General features: G+C 39.4%; 21 protein-coding genes. 3 read left to right on the top strand and 18 right to left on the bottom strand.

Annotated elements, in window-relative coordinates; translation table 11 throughout:
• Positions 1-2: 2 nt before the first annotated feature.
• The 4 genes from ACFX4H_RS03640 to ACFX4H_RS03625 all read right to left on the bottom strand — a co-directional run bounded on the left by ACFX4H_RS03640 (position 3) and on the right by ACFX4H_RS03625 (position 3534).
• Positions 3-1367 carry an aspartate aminotransferase family protein gene (locus tag ACFX4H_RS03640; protein WP_377433958.1) on the bottom strand — a complete coding sequence of 455 codons (1365 nt, stop codon included), beginning with the start codon at positions 1365-1367 and terminating at the stop codon, positions 3-5.
• Positions 1368-1547: 180 nt separating this feature from the next.
• A complete protein-coding gene (locus tag ACFX4H_RS03635; protein ID WP_034307530.1) occupies positions 1548-1877 on the bottom strand; it encodes a hypothetical protein in 330 nt (109 codons plus the stop codon).
• 222 nt (positions 1878-2099) lie between these two features.
• Positions 2100-3074: a S66 peptidase family protein gene (locus tag ACFX4H_RS03630; protein WP_034307532.1), complete on the bottom strand. Its 975-nt coding sequence runs from the start codon at positions 3072-3074 to the stop codon at positions 2100-2102.
• A gap of 307 nt (positions 3075-3381) precedes the next feature.
• A complete protein-coding gene (locus ACFX4H_RS03625; RefSeq protein WP_072273171.1) occupies positions 3382-3534 on the bottom strand; it encodes a YjcZ family sporulation protein in 153 nt (50 codons plus the stop codon).
• A 294-nt stretch (positions 3535-3828) separates the two neighbouring features.
• Between ACFX4H_RS03625 and ACFX4H_RS03620 the strand changes: the two genes are divergently transcribed.
• Positions 3829-4917 carry an SGNH/GDSL hydrolase family protein gene (locus ACFX4H_RS03620; RefSeq protein WP_084737686.1) on the top strand — a complete coding sequence of 363 codons (1089 nt, stop codon included), beginning with the start codon at positions 3829-3831 and terminating at the stop codon, positions 4915-4917.
• Positions 4918-4968: 51 nt separating this feature from the next.
• Here the strand turns inward: ACFX4H_RS03620 and msrB are convergent, their stop codons facing one another.
• Together msrB and msrA are read right to left on the bottom strand one after the other, a co-directional pair.
• Positions 4969-5397 carry a peptide-methionine (R)-S-oxide reductase MsrB gene (gene msrB, locus ACFX4H_RS03615; RefSeq protein ID WP_034307536.1) on the bottom strand — a complete coding sequence of 143 codons (429 nt, stop codon included), beginning with the start codon at positions 5395-5397 and terminating at the stop codon, positions 4969-4971.
• Positions 5387-5956, bottom strand: a complete 570-nt coding sequence (gene msrA / locus ACFX4H_RS03610) for a peptide-methionine (S)-S-oxide reductase MsrA (protein WP_376708697.1) — start codon at positions 5954-5956, stop codon at positions 5387-5389. Before msrA ends, msrB begins: the two co-directional genes overlap by 11 nt.
• 156 nt (positions 5957-6112) lie before the next feature.
• Here msrA and ACFX4H_RS03605 point away from each other — a divergent pair, with 156 nt between their 5' ends.
• The gene (locus ACFX4H_RS03605; RefSeq protein ID WP_328137954.1) at positions 6113-6853 is read left to right on the top strand and encodes a DUF4397 domain-containing protein; all 741 of its coding nucleotides are present in this window, start codon (positions 6113-6115) and stop codon (positions 6851-6853) included.
• 53 nt (positions 6854-6906) lie between these two features.
• On the opposite strand, the gene ACFX4H_RS03600 is transcribed toward ACFX4H_RS03605, so the two are convergent.
• The 11 genes from ACFX4H_RS03600 to ACFX4H_RS03550 all read right to left on the bottom strand — a co-directional run bounded on the left by ACFX4H_RS03600 (position 6907) and on the right by ACFX4H_RS03550 (position 15507).
• Positions 6907-7491, bottom strand: coding sequence for a YpmS family protein (locus ACFX4H_RS03600; RefSeq protein WP_063590835.1), 585 nt, complete (start codon positions 7489-7491; stop codon positions 6907-6909).
• On the bottom strand, positions 7488-8330 hold the full coding sequence (locus ACFX4H_RS03595) for an SGNH/GDSL hydrolase family protein (protein WP_063590834.1): 843 nt from the start codon (positions 8328-8330) through the stop codon (positions 7488-7490). The genes ACFX4H_RS03600 and ACFX4H_RS03595 overlap by 4 nt, the downstream gene beginning before the upstream one ends.
• Before the next feature lie 278 nt (positions 8331-8608).
• The gene (locus tag ACFX4H_RS03590; RefSeq protein ID WP_048686762.1) at positions 8609-9199 is read right to left on the bottom strand and encodes an SCO family protein; all 591 of its coding nucleotides are present in this window, start codon (positions 9197-9199) and stop codon (positions 8609-8611) included.
• A gap of 153 nt (positions 9200-9352) precedes the next feature.
• The gene (locus ACFX4H_RS03585) at positions 9353-10195 is read right to left on the bottom strand and encodes a DegV family protein (RefSeq protein WP_063590833.1); all 843 of its coding nucleotides are present in this window, start codon (positions 10193-10195) and stop codon (positions 9353-9355) included.
• Between the two features lie 228 nt (positions 10196-10423).
• Positions 10424-10669, bottom strand: a complete 246-nt coding sequence (locus tag ACFX4H_RS03580) for a DUF2535 family protein (protein ID WP_225988704.1) — start codon at positions 10667-10669, stop codon at positions 10424-10426.
• A gap of 153 nt (positions 10670-10822) precedes the next feature.
• Complete coding sequence (tatC, locus tag ACFX4H_RS03575; RefSeq protein WP_034307555.1) at positions 10823-11569, bottom strand: twin-arginine translocase subunit TatC; 747 nt, start codon at positions 11567-11569, stop codon at positions 10823-10825.
• 85 nt (positions 11570-11654) lie between these two features.
• Complete coding sequence (tatA, locus tag ACFX4H_RS03570) at positions 11655-11846, bottom strand: twin-arginine translocase TatA/TatE family subunit (protein ID WP_034307557.1); 192 nt, start codon at positions 11844-11846, stop codon at positions 11655-11657.
• Between the two features lie 194 nt (positions 11847-12040).
• On the bottom strand, positions 12041-13309 hold the full coding sequence (gene ilvA / locus ACFX4H_RS03565) for a threonine ammonia-lyase IlvA (RefSeq protein ID WP_249598174.1): 1269 nt from the start codon (positions 13307-13309) through the stop codon (positions 12041-12043).
• 150 nt (positions 13310-13459) lie between these two features.
• Complete coding sequence (locus ACFX4H_RS03560; RefSeq protein ID WP_034307562.1) at positions 13460-13945, bottom strand: dihydrofolate reductase; 486 nt, start codon at positions 13943-13945, stop codon at positions 13460-13462.
• Positions 13942-14736 carry a thymidylate synthase gene (locus ACFX4H_RS03555; RefSeq protein WP_048686772.1) on the bottom strand — a complete coding sequence of 265 codons (795 nt, stop codon included), beginning with the start codon at positions 14734-14736 and terminating at the stop codon, positions 13942-13944. Before ACFX4H_RS03555 ends, ACFX4H_RS03560 begins: the two co-directional genes overlap by 4 nt.
• Positions 14737-14793: 57 nt before the next feature.
• On the bottom strand, positions 14794-15507 hold the full coding sequence (locus tag ACFX4H_RS03550) for an anthrax toxin lethal factor-related metalloendopeptidase (RefSeq protein ID WP_377433954.1): 714 nt from the start codon (positions 15505-15507) through the stop codon (positions 14794-14796).
• Positions 15508-15729: 222 nt separating this feature from the next.
• On the opposite strand from ACFX4H_RS03550, the gene ACFX4H_RS03545 reads away from it, so the two are divergent.
• Positions 15730-15972, top strand: coding sequence for a hypothetical protein (locus ACFX4H_RS03545; protein WP_048686776.1), 243 nt, complete (start codon positions 15730-15732; stop codon positions 15970-15972).
• 322 nt (positions 15973-16294) lie between these two features.
• Here ACFX4H_RS03545 and ACFX4H_RS03540 read toward each other — a convergent pair whose 3' ends face one another.
• Entirely contained in the window at positions 16295-16900 is a 606-nt protein-coding gene (locus ACFX4H_RS03540) for a hypothetical protein (RefSeq protein ID WP_377433951.1), read from the bottom strand.
• Between the last annotated feature and the right edge of the window lie 47 nt (positions 16901-16947).

Below are 16947 nucleotides of genomic sequence, written 5' to 3'. Positions count from 1 at the left end.
CACTATGACTCACTTCCTTGTTGTGATGATCGTTTACCTATCGAGTCATTAAATTGTCCAAAGGTTATATCGACCCTCATTAACAATTCAGCACACTCCTCTTCCGATATCGTTAGCGGCGGGGAGATGATGAGCGCTGCCCCGGTTACACCGTCAAGGCCTGCAGCTGCGGGATAAAGAAGGATTCCGTTCCTCATTCCCAATTCAATGATTTCATTGGTCACATCTGCATCCTTCGGAAATGGGGACTTCGTTGCTTTATCCAGGACAAATTCGATGCCAATCAATAAACCTCTCCCGCGTATATCACCGATAAAGGAATACTTCCCTGCCAACTTTTTCAGGCCCCTAATCAGGTAATTCCCCCTGTCGGCTGATTTTTCGACTAGTTCATTCCTTTCGACATAGTCTAAAACCGCCAAAGATACCGCACATGATAACGGATTCGCACTTAAAGTATGACCTCCTATAATTGACTTCGAACCTTTCATTATGGGTTCCATCACGTTTTTGGTCATTACTGCTGCCGCTATTGGGGTATACCCCCCACTCATACCTTTTCCTAATGTTACGATGTCAGGTTCCACATCCCAATATTCGGAAGCAAGCATCTTACCGGTACGTCCAAAACCGGTCATTACTTCATCAGCAATGAATAAAATATCATTCTCTTCGCAGATTTTCTTGAGTTTTTGAAAATAACCGTCAGGAGGAACAATGGCCCCTCCGGCTGCGCCGATAACAGGTTCTGCAATGAACGCCGCTATATTCTCACTGCCAATGCGCCGGATTGATGCTTCCAATTCCGAAGCACAGGCCATTCCGCAAGTATGTTGGTCAAGTTGAAGTGGACATCGGTAACAATATGGAGGAGATACAGAAGGATATGATTCAAGTAAAGGAGTAAAGCGTTCCCGGCGAATCGGATGTCCAGACATTGAAAGAGCTCCCATCGTGATGCCATGGTAGCTCATCCATCTCGATATGATTTTCTGTTTCTTTGGCTTCCCTTTTTCCTGCCAATGCTGAATGGCAATTTTCAATGCCGTTTCAGTAGCCTCGGAGCCGCTGTTTACAAAAAAGCTGTATGTCAGTTCCCCTTTGGTCAATTCTGCAATTTTTCCGGCGAGTTTCTCTGCAGCATCGCTGGTAAATTGGGAACGATACACAAACGAAACCTGTTTAGCCTGTTTTACCATAGCCTCAATGATTTCCTGGACTCCATGGCCAATATTGGCTGTAACGGCACCGGAAGAAGCATCGAGGTAATCCTTTCCATTTTTATCGTATAAAAACACTCCCTGACCATGACTGATAGTCGGGTAGGCTCCTCCCAGGACCGGTTTGATCAATGAAGACTGCTCCATAAGCCCACACACTCCTTCTCTTTAAAAACAAATGCCATATAGTAAAGTGTATGTCCAGATGAAGGCAATCTTGCTAAGGAAATTGTCCTAAGCATGTATACGGATAATTTCTTGGTTTCATGGGTGATTGTCCAAAAATGGCGACAAAAAAAGTGTATCCGCGAGAGATACACTTTTTTCTTACAATACGCTATTTAGTTTTTCTTCACGAATGGATTCCAAAAAACTTTCATCCTTTAAAACAGCCAACACATTTTTATAAAAAGCCGTTTTATCGATATTTGAAGTATGTACATATTCATACTCTTTTAAAGACGGATGACGCAAAACATTTTTCATGCAGGAATGACAAACTTTTTTAGTTCCTAACTTATAGTAGTTCAAGTTACTTGCATCCCCGTTAGAAGTGTCTTCGTTACAAACGGAACATGTATGGCTCACACGGCCTTTTTTATTATATTCGGCCAAAGCCCCTTCTAAACGAATGGATGCTGGAATTGTTAATAACACATAATCACCTTTTCTATTTTAAATCTCTTAGTATTATATCAGAAAAATAAAGAATTTGAACTATTAGACTCATATTCCCTAAATAATGCTTGTAAAATAGGACAATTTCCAGGGCTGACAAGAGGAAAGACTCCTAATATACACCATAATGCAAACCATATTCATAGATATCCCTAACAGATTAAAACACCGTCCATTTTTTGAACGGCGTCTTCAAACTGTTCATGGATGAATCTGGATCGTCGCTTTTCCGTTCTTCACTTTCATTACTGCTTTTGAACCAACCGGCACAGTTACAAAAGGATGAACATGACCAAAGTTGGCATTAGCGATCACGGGTATGCCACTTATCTCCTTTTTGGAGGCGATGATTTCCTGCAAAGCATATTCAGTCATTCCTGAATCCTTTTGGAAACGGCCGATGACGATTCCTTTAATCCCACTTGCACCTGGCTGATGGAGCAAGGATTGTAAATCCCGGTCAAAACTGAATGGATGGCTTTCTTCGTCATCTTCTATGAAAAGGATACTGTCCTTTAAAGATGGCATGTACTCTGTACCTTGTAATAGATTGAGTGTACAAAGATTTCCCCCAATGATTGTCCCGGCAGCTTCACCTTCCTGAATAACCATATATCCAGCATTCGGGTGGAAAGTTCGGTCATCCTGTTCCAAATGCCAAGAATCATCACTCCACGTTTCACTTGGTTCAAGATAAAAGCCTTCACTTTCAATTACAGCCTTTGTAAAATATCCCATCGTATATTCCAGACCAGCCTTCATCCCGAACGTCGAGAAATGAGGACCTGAATATGTAGTTAAGCCTGTTTTATTATAAATGGCCAATAAAATTGCGGTTATATCACTATACCCCATCAACACTTTTGGATTTTCCTTAATCAAATCATAGTCGATATACCGTAACAATTGGTTAGCGTTATACCCCCCGATAGCAGTGAAAATCCCCTTAACATTCGGATCCCTGAACGCATCATGCAAATCCTCGATCCGGTCTTCGATCGAATTCGAGAAAAAGTCATCATGGAACAAAACCGTTTTACCATATGTCACTTTAAAACCTAGCTCAGTCAATCTTTCTTCTGCCAATCTGCGTTGTTCCCCTTTGACAATCGCCAAGCTTCTTGAAGGAGCAATTACGCGAATTTCATCCCCTGCTTGTAAACGGGAAGGTTTCATATCTTTATCCCCCTAAATTAATTACATTCTGTCGTTATTTTAGCAGAAATGGTTTACAAAGAAAACTAAGTCCTTTATCGTATGTCATTCACCGAGCTAGTTTCTTTGAATTCTCACGTCATTCCCGATGCACAGAAATCAGGATTTAAAAAAGGAATGGCTGTGTATCGCCTGTCCCATGTTCCCCTGGATTTATCCATGATGATTCAGTCAGCAACCATGGAATCAGAAAGGTCCACCGTCAAACCACCAATTTCCTTACATAAAGAAAAGACCAGCTTTATCAACTGGTCTTTGGGTTATTGAATTAGCAGCAGAATGAAGCACCGATGATAATCAATAGAATGAACAAGACAACGATTAATGCGAAGCCTGATCCAAATCCGCAGCTACCGCCGCCGTATCCACCGCCACCATATCCGTACCCTGGTCCTGCAACATTTCCACCATATCCGTACATTAAGTTTCACTCCTTTTAGAATTCTGTTTTCTCTTTACACCTTACCATATGTCGATACGCCCGCCTTGGTCTGTGCATTTGCCCATTTTTTTGGATTTAAGAAAAAACTTCAATCAACACCATCTTAAGCGTTATTCATTCAATGGCTGAAATCCCACGAGCAACCATGAAAATTGTCACAAATTTATTGTGTTACTTTAAAATTGGGATATAATAAGGAAAAAACAATTCTTAGCCTCTTTAAGCTATCTCATACCTACATGGATACATAAAAGGCAATACGGGGGAACATAATTGAAAACGAACGCAAAATCCTTCATCCCTTTCGCTGCAATCGCCACGATCCTTCTAATCAGCTATATCCTTCAAAAAGTTCCTAAAACATATGGATCGGATGATTCGATAAATGTTTATCAAAAATTCCAATCAGGCCAGCCCATTCAGTATCTCGTCATTGGTGACAGTATCGGAAGAGGATCGGGAGCTGAAAAGCCTAATCTAACATGGTTCAAACAGCTAGAAAATAAGATGAATGATGCCAATGATATTCCGTTACACGGTGACTACGTGGTCCAAAGCGGATCAACTGCTTTTGAGGGCCTATTCAAGCTTTCCCAAAGAAGGAAGCATGATCATAAAGATCTGATTTTCTTCGTTTTTGGAGAAAATGACCGCAAATATATGAATGTCGATGATTTTACCATGACATATGAAGCGTTAATGAGAAAGGCAAAACGGCTCCACCCTAATGCTGAGTTATTCACAATAACAGAGAGTTCCTTGAAATATGAGGAATTTGCGTCAGCCATTGGACTTTTATCCAAACATTATGGTGCTACAAATGTGGATATGCGGCCGATATTCAAAAATTCAGGATATACGGAAAAACAGCTGACCAAAGATTTGGTACATCCAAATGGGCTGGGGTATAAATTATATGCCGATGCCATTTATGAACGGTTCCTGGATAACATCAAACAAGAGAAGGCTGTAGCGGATCTTCCAACTAAGCTGCATGCCCGTTCCGGTTTTGAATTATCGGAAATTGACCACTATGAAAAAATGAGCGGTTTCCGGCCAATGGGCGGCTATTTCACTAGTAGTGAAAAGGGCAGTGTGATTCAATATACCTTCAAAGGGAGTATGCTTGGTGTGAAACTGCTTAGAAGTCCTGATGGCGGGGAAGTGAATGTATGGATCGACGGAAATGAAATCACGACTTTGAATACATGGTGGCCATTTGCCCGTGAAAGATATTTATTTGTCACTAATGGGCTTCGCCCCGGTTCACATACTGTCCGTTTTGAGGTGACTGGCAGGACAAAAGCAATGGACCTGACCGACATTCCATATGTCCGGATCGCGTCAATCATCACAGATTGAATATTACTCAATAAATAACCCCCTATCGTAATCTGATAGGGGGTTTTCCAATCAATCAAAAAGCTTTTTATATTCCCCGTATCCCTCTTTTTCAAGATCTTGGAGCGGGATGAACCTTAATGATGCTGAATTGATGCAATAGCGTAATCCTGACGGTCCCGGCCCGTCATTGAAAACATGTCCCAGATGAGAATCGGCAGTTTTTGAGCGGACCTCGATCCTTCTCATGCCATAACTCGTATCGAGGTTTTCCACCACTTCCTCTTCTTTAAGCGGTTTAGTGAAGCTTGGCCAACCGCAGCCTGAATCGAACTTTTCCTTTGAAGTGAAAAGAGGATTACCTGAAACGATATCCACATATAATCCTTCCTCCTTCAAATTCCAATATTCATTGTTAAAAGCTGGTTCCGTTCCATTATTTTGCGTGACTTCATATTGAATCGGAGTGAGTTTCTTTTTTAATTCTTCTTTACTTTTCATTTTTTTCCCCCCAGTGATGTTGTATAAATGCTTTACGTCCTGAGCCAGTCGAATATCTTTCATAATGTTCAGGTTGCTTTTTATAGTAATGCTGGTGGTATGTCTCGGCTGGATAAAACGTTTTGGCCGGTATAATCGGGGTTACGATCGGTCCGGAAAATTTCCCGCTCGCCTGCAGCTTCGCTTTGGATGCTTCTGCAATTTCACGTTGGTTTTCGTCATGATAAAAAATGGCCGTTTGATAAGAACTTCCCCGGTCATAAAATTGCCCGCCAGGATCTGTCGGATCAATTTGCTGCCAAAATAACTCAATTATCTTCTCATATGGATATACGTTTGGATCAAAGGTGATCTGAACAGCTTCATAATGTCCCGTGGTTTCAGAACAAACCTCTTTGTACGTGGGATTTTCCGTATTCCCGCCTGTATAGCCGGAGATAACGGATTCGATGCCGGGCTGTTCATCGAACGGTTTCACCATGCACCAGAAACATCCACCTGCGAATGTTGCTTTCTCTAATTGCTTTGTCAATGAAAATCCTCCTTTTTTACAAACCATCCATTGAATGCATTTTAACGTTTTTATAAACCCCTGTAAAATAATATGCCGAGAGCCTTTTCACGAAAATGTTACCTTTCTTTTTAGAAAGGAGACACACGCCCAAGCATGATTACATATGTTAAAAACATGATGGAAAAATGAGAGGTGTTGGAAATGAGCGATAAACAATCATATCCACAAAAATCGGAAACATATGATTTACTATCGTCTTATAAAAACAGCGATTCGAAATTTCATGATTATTATTACCATAAACATTTGAAAAGTCTCGAAAATTCAACATACAGAAATGAACAAATAACTGTCCTACTGCCTGCACAAGTCCGCTTCTTACATGCTGTCCCAACAGCTCACCCATTTGATGTTCATGTAAATGAAATGCGTATCCTCAAAAATTTCTCGTATAAAGAGTGCAATGGTTATTCACCACTGCCCCCTGGTAAGTACCAATTGGATATATACCGCAGCGGGCAAAACACCTCACCTCTATTAAGCTGTAAAGTGGCTCTCGAAATCGGAGCTTCCTATACCATTGTTCTAGCACCTACCGTGGCTAACGAATCGTTGAAAATTTTACCTTTCGAGGATAACCCATCTGTTCCTCCAAATGAAGCAAAGGTCCGATTCATCCAGCTTTCACATGATTTACTCTCCGTGGACATTGCGGTCAAAGGCGGAGATGTCGTCTTTGATCAACTCCATTTCAGGAAAGCAAGCGAATATCTCACTATTCATCCCATGATAGTTGACTTCGAAGTGAGGAAAGCTGGAACAAAAGAAATCGCACTCCCTTTGCCAAACAAAGCATTTCAAGAAAATACTTCCTCAACCATTTATATAATCGGATCGAATCGGGAATCATCCTCACTAGAAACCCTAACGCTCTCCCCATAAATGAATAAAAAACCAGGATGCATCGATCCTGGTTTTTATCCATTAATTCATGATCACTGTAATGATGATGGGATGGTCAATAAAAATGAAATGTCATCATTTTTCAAATCGAATTCTTTCGCCTTCACCCTTATATCGCTTTTCAGTTCCATATCCTGTAAGGACACATAAATACTTTCGTCATTGGGGCTTATGCTAACCCATTCAGGCATATTATATCGCTCATTAATCAAATTCATTACATATGAAACAGGAAGGTTCATTTTACCGACTGCAATTGATTTTTGCTTAAGAATCAAATCCCCATTCTTTTGGGCAATTGGTTCAAAAGTCAATTTCATTTCCACTTCACGGTTGAAAAATGGCATTGTTCCGTATAGCTCCACCTCATCCGTTAAATAAACTTCATAGTGAATGGATCCCGTTAACCCCTCTTTATCCAGATACTGGTTGATTAACCTTGTCAAATCTTCCCGATTCGTGTGAATTTGAAATTGGATATCTTCTTCGCGGCTTACTTTGGGTATCAGCTCTTTATCTTTAGTCGGCAGATTAACTAAAATCGTTACAAACAGGATGACCAGGATGTTTAAGGCTAATAGGGAAATAAACAAAGTCTTCCATTTGACATTTGTCATTCTTGGTCATCATCTCCTTTGGCACTCGCTTCCAATGTGTCCTTTCCTATAGTGGTAATATCCATATCATTATAGATTCTTGTCGCGATTAATTCATATCCTCGGTCATTTGGGTGAAAATAATCCTCGGCATAAAGCAAATCTTCTTCGGGATTCTCGAAAATGTCTGCTATTTCAATAAAATATGCTGAATCATATTCTTCAATGATTTCTTTTCCACTTTCATTCCAATCATTCATGATCATATCAAGTTCATAAAAATCTCCGAACCATTTGGAAAATGGATTATAGACGCCTACAAGGTATATTTGCGCAGAATCATTTTCGGAACGAACCTTATCAAGTATCTGCCTTAATCTTTTTTCATACCCTATTTTTGCCGAATCAAACTGATTCAGTTCCAGATTGGAGAAATTCTGTTTAAAGACCTTCATGATATCATTTCCACCGATTGTGACGACAATCGAGTCAGCTTGCTTTATGTCCTCTTTAATCCTAGTCTTATCCAGTCTTTTCAATAGTTGGTCGGTCCTATTTCCACGTATGCCATGATTAATCATCTCAACGGAAGTAATCGATGGTTCTTTTTCCAGCTTATTTTGTAAATAAGGCAGATACCCGCCATTATCTTTACTATCACCGACACCTTGAGTCAAGGAGTCGCCAATTGACACGATTTTCACAGGGTCCGGAAAAAAGCTGGCAGGAATGGTTTCCTTTTTACTCAGCTCAACGATGCTTTTCTGCTGAACAGATGGCTGATTTGAGGCTGTTTCATTTTGACTGCAGCCTGAAATCCAAACTAGGCATATGAAAAGACAGGTGATTTTGTACCTCATGACCCTCACCTTCCTACCCATATATTATATCATGCAGAAAACGAAAGATTGCAAACAATATACCTTCATTGTACTTCCAGAATTGAGCATTCCTTACTATACAATATGAAAAACGCTGTGAATTAAAGCTAGTCCTATAAAAATTAGCATGTTACTTAGCATGTAAAATCATTCTTCACTACCGCTGTTTCTTCAAAAACTTATTGCTCATTTTCACCATCGATAAAGCCTGGTAATTAAGATGGATGAAAACAGAAAGAACAGGTCATTCAACCTGTTCAATAATTCTGTAAAATTTTAATATGCTTTATGATTTCATCAAACGGAATATCCTGCAGACCTGTATAATCCATGATGATCTTTCCTTCTTGATCAATCAGAAAAAAACTGGTCCCATGAATCACCTGATCTTCCGCTTCTGGTTTTTTGACGATCGTTTTAAAGTTATCCAATGCAAACTGCTCGATTTCTTCCTGTCCATAACCGGTCAGAAAGTGCCAGTTGCCGTAATCCACATTAAATTGGTCACCAAATTTTTTTAAAACATCAGGTTTGTCAATTTCCGGATCCACGGAAAATGAAACGAACTCTACATCCTTAATCCCTTCATCCTTCAATTGCTGCTGCAGCTTCGTCATATTCGAAGTCATGGGGAGACAAACCGTCTCACAGCTTGTGAATATAAAATCAGCTACCCAAACCTTTCCTTTAAGATCGCTTTTTGAGAAAGGCTTCCCCTCCTGATCGATATAACTGAAATCTTCAAGGTCCCAATTTTTAGCATCAGGTACACCATTGGAACCGCATGCTGTCAACAGCAATAAAATTGATGCTCCCATAGCTGCCATAAGCAATTGCAGCTTTCTCATCCCTACCCCGTCCTTTATGTATAAAATATTCTGTTACTTCATTTATTCTAACAGACCATCCGGAATGAAGACAGCAACTATTTCTACGAATTAAGGACAAATGTAAAAGGGACGAAACCGCCGCCAAACGCAGTTTCATATGGTATATCCTTATCAGTCCCAATAATACATGATCGCCATGGCGCCTTCACCTGTATGGGTACTGACAACGGCAGTCGTTGCTTCTATCTTTATATCTTGATATCCTGTTAAGTCTGCAATGGCGTGGCGGACCTTTTCCGCTAATTCAAGGCCATTTGCATGTACAAAACCGATGCCTCTAATCTTTTTGCCTTGAGTATCTTCTTTGAACTTCTTGATGATGAACTTCACGACCTGTGACTGGCTCCTGGCTTTGGATACAGGGTTCAGTACACCATCGTCAAGAATTGCAATCGGCTTTATGTGCAGCAATGAACCGATAAAAGCAGAAACTTTGCCAATCCTTCCACCCTTAACGAGGTTATCAAGTGTTTCTATGACAATGATTAAACTTGACTGTTTTTTAATATGTTCCAATCGTTCAATTATCTCTGCTACGGATTTCCCTTCCTTCGCCATCTTCGCTGCCTCGATCACCTGAAATGACATCGCTTTTGAAATGAATTTCGAGTCAAGAACGGTAACCTTCGTTTCAGACATGCTAGCTGCGCTTTCCGCTGAGCGAACTGTACCGCTCATGCCACCTGTCATATGTATGGAAATAATCTCGCTGCCGTCTTTTCCGAGTTCATCATATACCTCCACAAAGGTACCTACGGCCGGTTGTGAGCTTTTTGGCAGTTCTTTTGACTGGTTCATCCTTTTCAGGAATTCTTCTTGTTCGATTTCAACCTTATCCAAAAAAGTCTCCCCATCTATAAAGATCGATAAAGGGACCATTGTAATATCATAAAATTCCAGTTCCTCTGGTGTCATATCTACTGTCGAGTCTGTTACTATCTTTACTTTATTCATCATTACACATCCCTAAATTAACATATCTATTGTATTATACCTATTCAAGGTAAGCATTCAAACCAAAGGTTTCATTTTTCGACTGAAGTGATACCTATCTTTTGAAATGATTACACAAAAAAAAAGATCGTTCCATGAGCTAACCTGAACACATGCCGATTTATTCGTAACTTCTTGGCATTCGTGTCATCTCTTTTAACGGAGATGTTAGCTATGGAACAATCCGCATTAAGCATTATTGAGTAAACTTCCAAAAAAAAGCTTGTTGTAAACGGGCCATTTGAGTACGGATGCTAAATAATGCTTAAATGAGTAATTTTCTTTATGATCTTTATTGGCAAAAACCTTCTTAACAAATATTTCCAAACGCACGGTCAACATAAAAAAATTCGGATCACTAGGCAGTAAGACAGGTATTTCTGAAATTGTGACCTTATGTCCAAAACAATCTTTGAATTCCAAGCATTTGAACATCAAAATATCAATCCTCATTTTTCACCGATTGCTTATATTATACACAATAAATCCAAAAGTATAAATATTCAAATGTGTAAAAAAACAGAGAAATCAGATTGATAATCATAAAAAAAAGACCCATAAGGGCAAAATGCCATTATGGGCTTCTTCTTATAAACCTTCCTCGTAGGTGTCTTCCCGCAAGCTTTCACGTCTTACCCTTCGTTTATAGACGACTTTTGATAATGAAATACTGATTTCGTATAATAACAGCAATGGAACCATCACCATAAAGTCTGACATAAAGTCAGGCGGCGTAATCGATATCGCTATGACAACCAGTACAAAGTATGCATACTTCCTTAATTTTTGAAGCACATAAGGATTTATTATGCCAAGGGAGGTCAAAAACATGGTAACGACAGGAAGCTCGAATAAAACAGCAAAAGGTATCGTCATATTAAATACGAATGAAAAGTACTTATCAGCTGTAAAACTGGTTATGAACATCCCATCACCCAATTCAATCAAAAATTGAAGAATGGTCGGGAAGATGACAAAATAACCGAAAGCAAGCCCTCCGATAAAAAGCAGGAAAAGTGCTGGAATATAGGCAAGGGTCGCCCTCACTTCATTTGGCATCAAAGCGGGTTTAACGAATAACCAGATTTGCAGGGCTATTACCGGTATCGTTGCCGCAATGGCTACGACACCTGCAAGCATGAAGTAAATCCAGATAATATCACTCGGTCCCAATACCATCAGGTCAAAATCGAGATCTTTCACGAACCAATTATAAATCTCCTCAACATAAATAAAGCTGGCGATAAAAAAGATGACAAAAGCAACAGCTGTAATGATGAGCCGTTTTCTCAATTCATCGAGATGATCGATGATATTTAATTCCTTATCTTCCACAGTTGATCACGCCTTCATCTGAAAATCCGTATCTTTGTTACAGCGTAAAGGCGCAAGACGATTCCATCTTACGCCCAGCATTCAATCATTCATGATTTTTTTGTTGTAGCTTCTTATCTTCTTCATAATCACCTTTTGTTAAATCACTTGTGGATTTTTTAAACTCACGAAGCGTTTGTCCAAAAGCACGGCCAATTTCTGGAAGTTTCTTCGGACCAAAGATAATTAATGCTAAAATTAAGATGAGAATTAGACCAGGTACTCCAATGTTCGACATGGATACATCCCCTTTGGTGTTGTAATTAGACCTACTCCGATTATAATACCATTTCCAACCAATTGAAAGGGAACTGGCAATCCGTCATAGAATGGTAACAATTATCGACAGTATGCCCATATACGACTGGGCCGGCAGAATAAAATGTAAAAACATAGGTATTATTCTATCCTAATTTAACATTTTATCCATGTTTAAATCAACAAGTGAAATAAATTACTGTCTTTATTGACTTCTACGAAAGAGAATCCTTTCTTGTTCATCCTTTGGATGAGCCCTTCATAATCATTTTTATCTTTTAGCTCTATACCAACCAGGGCCGGCCCGCTTTCTTTATTATTTTTCTTCGTATATTCAAAACGGCTTATATCATCATTCGGTCCTAACACTTCATCAAGGAATTCCCTTAAAGCGCCAGCACGTTGTGGAAAATTCACGATAAAATAATAAAGCAGCCCTTCATATAATAAGGATTTCTCTTTAATTTCCTGCATGCGCCCAATGTCGTTATTCCCTCCGCTGACCATGCAAACAACCGTTTTTCCTTTGATTTGTTCTTTATATGAATCCAACGCGGCTACAGATATTGCCCCTGCCGGTTCAGCGACTATCGCATGCTGATTATACAAATCGAGAATCGTCGTACAGATTTGGCCTGAAGGTACGACAACGATATCTTCCAGGTTTTCCTTACAAAGCTGATATGTCAACTGTCCCACACACTTGACAGCTGCTCCGTCAACGAATGTATCTATTTTTTCAAGTTCAGTAACTTTTCCTTCCTTGAAGGAGTATTCCATCGAAGCAGCACCTTGCGGCTCAACTCCAATGCATTTCGTATTTGGGGAAACCGATTTGAAATAACTCGATACTCCGGCCATTAACCCGCCGCCGCCCATAGCTGCAAATACATAATCGATTCCATCCTCACAATCGTTCAGGATTTCTACAGCCGTTGTACCTTGTCCGGCGATTACTTTTTCATCGTCAAATGGATGGATAAAGGAACGCTCTTCTTTTTCACAGCATTCCATCGCCATGGCAAATGCATCATCGAATGTATCCCCTATTAGGATGATCTCCACATTATCCCTGCCGAATAGCTGAACTTGATCGACTTTTTGCCTTGGAGTTGTAGCAGGCATATAAATTTTCCCGTGAATGCCCAATTGGCTGCAGGAAAAAGCAACACCCTGTGCATGGTTTCCTGCACTGGCACAAACGACTCCGTTCTTCGTCTCTTCCTCGGTCAGGCTTTTCATTTTATAGTAAGCCCCTCTTAATTTAAAGGAACGTACGTGTTGTAAGTCCTCGCGTTTTAAATAAACATTACAATCATATTTTTCAGAGAGCCTCTGATTTTTTTGTAAAGGAGTATGTAAAACGATTTCTTTCAGTTCTCTATAGGCAATTAGAATATCTTCCAATTGAATCCCCCTATTCTTAGATGCAGTCTGATTCATAACAATCCCTCATTTCCTTTCTGATGAATTCAATCATTATAGCACTTTACTGTTATTAATGTAATTGATTTTTCTAAAAATTCTTTCTTTTGGGTGTCCCATACCAAAAAAATCCGATTATGGTCATTTCCCCATAATCGGATTAGCACTTTATTTTTTTTGTAGAATAATAAAATCATGTGCAAATCGATTTTTTTCATCGATGTTGCCTGGGTTTGAGGAGATTTCATCCCATTCATTTTCATCAATCTCGGGAAAGAAAGTATCCCCTTCGAAAGTTTCATGAATTTCCGTAATATACAGGCGGTCGGTAAAAGGAAGGATTTCCTTGAAGATTTCGGCTCCGCCAATTACGAAGACTTCCTCTTCATGGTTATCTGCGAACATTTTGATTTGTGCAATATCATGTAATACTACGCAGCCTTCCGCTTTAAATTCTTGATTGCGGGTGACGATGACATTTTCGCGGCCAGGCAGGACCCTGCCGATCGATTCAAATGTTTTTCGCCCCATGACGATTGGATGGCCCATCGTCACTTTTTTAAAGTACTGCAGATCTGCTGGTAAATGCCATGGCAGTTTATTGTTTTTACCTATAACACGATTTTGATCCATAGCCACTATCAACGATATCATATGCTAACCTCACCTTTTATATGGGGATGGGCTTCGTAATTTTCCAAAACGAAGTCCTCGAAGCTAAAATCAAAGATATTTTTCACATCTGGATTGATTTTCATGATTGGCAATGGTTTCGGGTCGCGAGTCAACTGCAGTTCCACTTGTTCAAGGTGGTTAGAGTAGATGTGGACATCCCCGAAAGTATGTACAAATTCGCCAACTTCCAAATCACACACCTGGGCGATCATCATCGTTAAAAGCGCATACGAAGCTATATTAAAAGGAACACCTAAGAAGACGTCCGCTGAACGTTGGTATAGCTGACATGAAAGCTTGCCATCAGCAACATAGAATTGAAAGAAAGCATGGCAAGGCGGCAAGGCCATTTCATCCAGTTCCCCAACATTCCAAGCACTGACTATCAATCTTCTTGAATTTGGATTCGTCTTGATTTGTTCGATCAATTCACTGATTTGGTCGATTTGCCTTCCATCGGCCGTTCCCCAGGAACGCCATTGATGACCATAAATCGGACCTAATTCCCCCTTTTCATCCGCCCATTCATTCCAGATGCGCACACTGTTTTCCTGAAGGTACCCAACGTTTGTATCCCCCTTCAAAAACCATAATAGTTCATGGATAATCGCTTTTAAACTAACCTTTTTCGTTGTAAGTACAGGGAATCCATCTTTTAAATTGAATCTCATTTGATATCCAAAGGTACTGATCGTTCCTGTCCCCGTACGATCACCTTTTTGCGTTCCATTTTCGAGTACATGCTTACATAAATCTAAATATTGCTTCATGATAAACCACCTTTTCTACTTTCATTCACCTTATTCTAACGTATTATTGCACAATGTTTAATCTAATTGTTTAATAAAATTATAAGTCTCGGGTGCTTTTTGTCTAAGCAATTGATTTTGTTCATTGTTCACATAAAACATGGCGAACGTTTCTGCAAAATATTCCTCAGGGTAGTTGGAAAAATACGTAATCCCAGGAAACAGCCCATCCACTTCCTTACCCCAAATCTTCAAATAATCCATGTCTTCACGGATTCCATCAAACACTATATTATCAATGGAGTGCCCCAGCTCATGCAGTTCCAAATTAACCGAGCCATGCCCATTGCCTTTGTCACTCGCCCCGATTTTAACCAATACCGTATGTGATCCGCCCATACCAGGCACATCATCCCAAGTTGTTTCTTTATTCAAATAACCACGTGGAGTTTTCCCCTTTAATTTGGCCGCGGATTGATTTTCCGTTATATCGCCATCGAATAGTTTAATCCTCACACCACTATCCGCTGTTTTCAACAAAAGTGAATGAGGCAGTTTATTAATGGTTCCAGCAATTTTCAGTGCTTCCCCTTGATCGTACTCCTCTTCTGGAAATAAAAATATTTTTTGCAATTCTTTATTTCCCTTAAAAAGTTCAGCTTGTCTTAAAAGATTATCTTTGGGTAAATTCCGCCATTTTACCCCATCATCTTTCGCTAATGAATAGGAGAGCATTGAGAGTAAAAAGACAAACAATGCAAAAATGGATAACCACCATTTCTTCCTTTTCATACTCTTCTCCCCTTTCTTCATTCTTCATGCCGTTAAGAAAATATATGTTATTTAAAATCTCTAAATCTTTCATACTATTATATTAGTATAACATATTGCCAGAATGTAAAAGTTCTATGTTTTTTTGGTAATTTTGGTTGCACATTCACCCTGAGAAGAACCATTGATCCGCGGTTTTCATATATCAAATATATATAATCGTAAAAGGTTTAAGGTGATCGCATGGAAACCAATAATAAAAAAGCCATCTTGAATGAGCAACATGAACTTGCTGAAGAAGTCCTTGATATTTACAGTTTAAAAGTGTTTATCATTCTCGACCTTTTTCTGTTCTCCATTTTCTTTGGCATACTGCTGCATCCGCTACTGTCTTCTCTATGGCTTAACTTTTTATTGCCTTTGCTTTTTTTCACTACATTTACCGCTCTTCTTCAAATACTTGATATTTTCCATAAAAAAAGCTGACATCATTTTTGATGTCAGCTTTAGACGGGCAGGCAACCTCGATGAAAAATCAAGTTTGCCTACAGTTTTTTTATATGTGCACAATTTAGACGTTGATTTCCGCTCCAGGCACTCGCTTTCCGCAGGCGGTCCGGTAGCCTCCTCGGCGCTTTTGCGCCTGTGGGGTCTACCCTCGACTCGCTTTTCCCGCAGGAGTCTCGCACCTTCCACTTCAATCAACTTTGTTTTAAATTTTGGTTATGTTAAATAATATTGTTGTTTTTAGTCAAATAAATGAGCCCTTCTCTTATCAGAGGTCTCATAATCATTTTAACTTTTGAAATTACTCGTACTTACATAGCTTTGGAACTACAAAATCGGGAAAAGTCTTGATTATTTTTTTATATGTTGCGAAATACGATTGACTTGAGATAACCGCAATGTTATCTCCATCATAGCCAATCCAAAAAATACTTGTATCGACTTCTACTTTAACCACTACTGTTCCTGCAATTTTCCCTTCCCAATTTCCTTTCCATTCTCTTTGTTCTACACTAAATACATCTTTGTTTGTGGACCATAAAACTAAATCATTCCCACTACCAAGAGTAATATAGAAAGGGAAAATCTCCTGAAACTGCTTTTCATTCTGGATTTCAGTAACAACGTATCGGTTAGTTAAGTATCTATAACTGATATTGAATTCCTTGCAATTATGTTCAAACTCATCTTTGCAATAAGAAGAAACCTCAGCACAAAAATAAAGTGGAAATGCTTTAATATTTCTCATCCATAATGGCAGGAAATTTTGATTACATTCTGGTAGATAAAAGCCATCCATTGAGAAAACATATGGTGTAGTGCCTTCTATTGCAAACGGGAAAAAACCTCCAGCATCAGGATTTGAGTCAAAATATCTCTTCGGGAAATAGCCAACTTCTATATTCAATTTTCCGCCCCCGTAGTTCCAATGTATTCATTTATTAAAGGATAATA

The sequence above is a fragment of the Peribacillus sp. YIM B13477 genome (assembly GCF_042787955.1).
In the GTDB taxonomy this organism is placed as follows: domain Bacteria; phylum Bacillota; class Bacilli; order Bacillales; family DSM-1321; genus Peribacillus; species Peribacillus frigoritolerans.
The sequence above is the reverse complement of the archived record's forward strand: the minus strand, read 5'-3'. Positions and strand labels throughout refer to the sequence as shown.